Annotated in this window: 5 protein-coding genes; 3 read left to right on the plus strand and 2 right to left on the minus strand. The window is 30.5% G+C overall.

What is annotated here, in order from left to right:
• Window positions 1-280: 280 nt before the first annotated feature.
• On the plus strand, window positions 281-907 hold the full coding sequence (locus RYK99_RS08635) for a superoxide dismutase (protein WP_003147537.1): 627 nt from the start codon (window positions 281-283) through the stop codon (window positions 905-907).
• 192 nt (window positions 908-1099) lie between these two features.
• Here the strand turns inward: RYK99_RS08635 and RYK99_RS08640 are convergent, their stop codons facing one another.
• Window positions 1100-2209 (minus strand): Abi family protein, encoded by a 1110-nt coding sequence (locus tag RYK99_RS08640; RefSeq protein WP_314991824.1) that lies wholly within the window; start codon window positions 2207-2209, stop codon window positions 1100-1102.
• 364 nt (window positions 2210-2573) lie between these two features.
• Here RYK99_RS08640 and RYK99_RS08645 point away from each other — a divergent pair, with 364 nt between their 5' ends.
• Window positions 2574-3668, plus strand: a complete 1095-nt coding sequence (locus tag RYK99_RS08645) for a metallophosphoesterase (RefSeq protein ID WP_314991825.1) — start codon at window positions 2574-2576, stop codon at window positions 3666-3668.
• Between the two features lie 61 nt (window positions 3669-3729).
• On the opposite strand, the gene RYK99_RS08650 is transcribed toward RYK99_RS08645, so the two are convergent.
• Window positions 3730-3996 carry a hypothetical protein gene (locus RYK99_RS08650; protein ID WP_314991826.1) on the minus strand — a complete coding sequence of 89 codons (267 nt, stop codon included), beginning with the start codon at window positions 3994-3996 and terminating at the stop codon, window positions 3730-3732.
• Between the two features lie 205 nt (window positions 3997-4201).
• Here RYK99_RS08650 and RYK99_RS08655 point away from each other — a divergent pair.
• A partial coding sequence (locus RYK99_RS08655; protein WP_314991827.1) for a peptidoglycan bridge formation glycyltransferase FemA/FemB family protein occupies window positions 4202-5146 on the plus strand: 945 nt, incomplete at its 3' end.

Here is a 5146-nt window from a genome sequence, read left to right on the forward strand (position 1 = left end):
AGATATCTAAAAAGCTTTTATAAAGCGAATTTAGATATCAATAAACCACTGCGTCCATGAGTTCTCATATGAACCTTGTTAAATTTTTGAACTTTTGGGTCAACCTTATTTCCATTTCAAACTTTATTAACTTTTATTTAATTTTAATTAGTTATTATTACAACGATTAAAATAGTTTTTACTCGGGAAAAAAATTTTTTGTAAGCATTTTTGTTGTTTATTTTAAATATTTTTCTTATAATTATAATATATTTATAAAAACCCTAGGAGGATTATTACTATGACATTTAAATTACCTGAATTACCTTATGGATTCGATTTCTTAGAACCAGTTATCGACGCTAAAACTATGGAAATTCACCACGACAAACACCACGCTGCTTACGTTAACAACTTAAACGCAGCTTTAGAAAAACACCCAGAATTCGAAGCTAACTGCATCTGCGGTTTACTAAAAAACATTGATAACGTACCTTCTGACATCCGTCAAGCTGTTATCAACAACGGTGGTGGACATCACAACCACAGCCTATTCTGGAAATCTCTAACTAAAGCAGATTCTTCTGAATTCGCTGGATTAGTAAAAGAAAAAGTTGAAGCTGAACTTGGTGGATACGAAGAATTCGTTAAGAGCTTCTCAGCTGCAGCTGCTACAAGATTTGGTAGTGGTTGGGCATGGCTAGCTTTAGATAAAGAAGGTAAATTAGTAGTTACTTCTACAGCTAACCAAGACTCTCCATACTTAACAGGTCTTACTCCAATCCTTGGATTAGACGTTTGGGAACACGCATACTACCTAAACTACCAAAACCGTCGTCCAGACTACATTAAAGAATTCTTCCGTGTTGTAAACTGGGATTTCGTTAACGAACGCCTAGCTAAACACTTAGAAAAATTAGGTAAATAATTACATAGATAAAAAGCATCTTAGGAGTCTAATTTCCTGGATGCTTTTATTTAGCAGTCTTTAAACCAAAAAAACCCAGCACCACAGTGCCAGGTTTTTCATCGAAAGTAATGCCCCCATTACTTAATGCTCTTAAGAGCGTCTCATAAGTTACCTTAATTATATAGTTTCCTACTATATATGTCAAGAATTTTACAAACAATACTCCTCGCCAGATAACATTTTCATCCAAGAATTATATTGACTACAACCCATTCTATCTAATATTAATTTATTGATTTTCGCTCCTTTTATAAATCCTAAGCTAAAAAGATTCTTAATTAGTATTATTCTAATCATATTTTTTAATTCTGATAAATCAACAAAATAACTCAAAATTTTTAGAACATCATATAATTTCAGAACTGATTTCTTCTCTCCAGTGTATTTCGGATTTAATCTAAAAACATTATTTAAAAGTGCATTGATACAGTATCTTCTCGGTGTTCGAAATCTATTAACTAAAGATGTATGAGCACAACTATTTCTCAAACAAAGTAAAAAATCAAGCATATTTAGAAATACATCCCTCTTACTGATTTTCAATCCAAAATCGTGCATAACATTAGTTAAGATTGAATCTTGTAAATAGTGTAGTAGTCTCATAATTTCTCCAAAAGTTAGAGTTTCTATCGCAACCCAAAACGGAACTGCAACATGTGTATTATCATTACCATCAGCATCCCTATATTTTGCCACACCACTAGGTGCCACATAAGAAGAATCCTGATAAAACTGCTCAGTTATATGATCATTCCTGTCTATTAAATTTGTCAAAAAATAAGGCTTAAATAAAACAAAATTATTGAAGTTACGATAGATATTATAATTCTGCTCAGAGGCAAATGGATACATTTCAGAATATCTACAATAGGTATTACTTCTCACGTCTGAGTCAATAGGATTCATAAAATTGTTCTTATTTGTATATTGCATTGTATCATTTATAGTATTACAATGTTGATTGGCAAAGTGGTAAGAAATTGAATTTTTCAATCTTTGTTCAACATAATTAAGTTTATTCAAAATAATAGCGTTCAATTTTTTATCAAAATTATATATATTTAAAAAGTCTTTTAATTTTATTCCATTAAATTGTTTTGGTTTCTTTGATGTTAAAAGTAGACTTTCAATTCCATTAAATAAATTGAAATAATTATATTTTGTTAATATATCCATCAATTCATCTTCTTCAAAGTCTAGCCCTCTATCCCTTAATTTTTTTACTAAGGAAAATCTAGTCTCAAATTGTTTTATCCCCATCTCCCTAAAACTCCTTATATATTCTATTTTTATTATATCATCTCTACACCCTTTTATAAAGCTATAGCTAACATTTTAAATTGACAGTATCACCCTAACCTAATTTAATGACAATTTAAGCTACATAATGTATAATGAAAAGCACTCTATTAGGGCTGACCTAAAAGTCCTAAATTTTAAAAAAGTGTATATGATAATTCATAGACGCAGTGGTTTATTGATATCTAAATTCGCTTTATAAAAGTTTTTTAGATATCTAATAAACTGTGCGAGGGTGACTCAACAAAATCTTGTTTCTCCGAAATCATGATTTTTGAGTCACTCCCTTACATTTGTTATTAAATAGATTAAAGGAGAATTAATATTGAATAATTGGAAATTTATCGCTGGTTTCATCGGAGTATTCTCAGTATATGAAATACTTGTATTTCTGATGTGGCTAGGCTTAAAATGGATGATCTCACCTTTTGTTCCCCCTAAGGTTAAATTGGCTATTGGTATTGCGCTATTTATCATTGCTAACTTTTCTATTATAGCTTATATGCTAAGATTAGGAGCACCGTGGGTAAATTATGGGAACATCTGGTACTTCTACTTCTTAAATGGCACTGTCATAGGTGTTATCTTATTAGTTGCTAAGTTATTACTGAAAATTTTTAAATTAAATCTTTCTCAAGGAATTAGCTTAAGTATAACTACTCTATATTTATTAGGTATGACTGCCCTTGGATTATTTTGGGCGTACTCACCTACTGTGATTAATAAGACTATTAAAGTAGATAAACACATTAAAAAACATATTAAAATTGCCATGGTATCCGATCTTCATCTTGGGACATTTTTCTCAAATCCTCAACTTGAAAAACTAAACAATATTGTTGATGAAGAGAAGCCAGATGCTGTAGTTATCGCAGGAGACCTTATGGACGATGATATGGTTATGTACAAGAAACGTAATATGCAAGAAAATCTAAACAAGCTAACAGCTCCACTAGGCGTTTATACTACGATGGGAAATCATGATCGTGATGCACTAGAAATAGTAAACGAAGTTAAAAAGACTGGAATAATTCCACTGTTTGATGAAAGCATCACACTTAATAATGATATAACTTTAGTTGGTCGTAAAGATAAGAGTGTCAGTCGTGATAGACTAGATACCGCGGACTTGCTTAAGAACGTTGATTTAAATAAGACTATCGTTCTTGTCGACCATCAACCTGATGCTATCGATTATCACGCTACCTTACCTATAGATGTTCAGCTTTCTGGCCATACTCACCGCGGACAACTATGGCCGTTAAACTTCATCACAGATGTAGTTTATACCCTAGATCATGGCTACGCAAAGATTAATGGTAAACACTTCTTCACTTCTGCAGGTTATGGTTTCTGGGGACCACCTTTCAAAACTTCAGCTCGTAGCGAAGTATGGATGATTACAATCGAAGGAAAATAATCAATTTATAGAAGAAACTCAACAATTCGATTCATAAAAATCTATTTGTTGAGCTTCTTTATTATCTATCTTTTTTAAAAATTTCTATTAGTTTTTTCGCATCTTTTCCATTTAAAAAGTATGCTTTTCTTAATGCTGCAATATTAAATGCATCGTCTTGGCTTAAGTTTATAACCTTTTCTAATTCCTTTTTATAAGACGCACTTTGAAGTCTTTCAAATGCTTCTTTACTCTTTTCATCACGTTTTTTTATTTTATCTCTCACGTTAGCAATCATCGCGTAGACAAATATAAATCCAAGCATGATGTACAATATATTCATGTTCATCGCAATTACTTCCTTTAAATTATTTTATACATTAATTATATAAGTTTTGTATACGGTTGTAAATAACTCTATCATTAGTTTAACCACTTTTTTTGCTTGCACATGCTACTTTATTTATTTGTTTCTTTTTCTACGGTTATATTGTATAATCTAGTAGTAGTATAAAACATATATAAAACGTATGTGACAAAGAAAGGATGTAAAAATGAAATTCATTGATAATATAGATATTAATCATTATACAGATTTTATCTTACAAAATGACTACTGCACCATTTTTCAATCTCCTGAATGGACTCAAATAAAAGATAATTGGGATTTTAAACGTGTTGGAGTTGTGGATGATAATGACAATCTATTAGCGACTGCACAAATACTTATAAGAAAAGGCATGTGGTATCTACCAAGGGGACCACTATTAGACTATAACAATACAGAATTACTTAACTATTTCTTAGAAAATCTAGCTAAATATGCTAGAAAAAATAAAGCTAAACTTGTAAAAATAGATATACCTAAACCCCTAAACAATGAAAGACTAGAAGAATTTAATAAAGAATCAGAAAATCTAGTAGATAAAAATATATTAAACGCCTTTAAATCAAATAAATTCTCTCATCGTGGTTTAACTATGAAAATGAGTGATACTATTCAACCTCGTTTTAACGCTGTAACAATATTAGAAGATTTCCCTGAGAAACTTCCTAAACACACTAAACGTCTATTAAAAGATGTAGATAAGCGTTTTGTAGAAGTTAGACAAGTTGAAATAGATAAATTAGATGACTTAATGTTTGTTCTAGAATGTACTGAAAATAGAAAAAATATTTCTTTACGAAACAGAGAGTATTTTAAAAAACTTATGGAATTATACAAAGAACGTGCACTTGTTTATATAGCGTATCTTGATATTGCTAATGCATTAGCTAAGACTAGAGAGAAAAAAGAAACTCTAGAGCAAGAAATACTTAAACTTGGCGAAAATATGCATAAGAAAAGAAAAACTTTAGAAGATCAATTTAATTCTACAAAAAAACTTATTGAATTCTTCGAAAGTTTCAATAGTACACAAGAAGAAATACTTTGTGGAGTTATTTCTATCGCATATGGAAAAAATGCTGAGATGCTATATGCAGGAATGAACGATAAA

It is taken from the genome of uncultured Gemella sp. (genome assembly GCF_963537375.1).
Lineage (GTDB): Bacteria > Bacillota > Bacilli > Staphylococcales > Gemellaceae > Gemella.

Excerpts from the sequence above, each read along its gene's own strand:
- RYK99_RS08635 (WP_003147537.1), top strand. The coding sequence starts at position 281 with ATGACATTTAAATTACCTGAATTACCTTATGGATTCGATTTCTTAGAA.
- RYK99_RS08640 (WP_314991824.1), bottom strand. The coding sequence starts at position 2,209 with ATGGGGATAAAACAATTTGAGACTAGATTTTCCTTAGTAAAAAAATTA.
- RYK99_RS08650 (WP_314991826.1), bottom strand. The coding sequence starts at position 3,996 with ATGAACATGAATATATTGTACATCATGCTTGGATTTATATTTGTCTAC.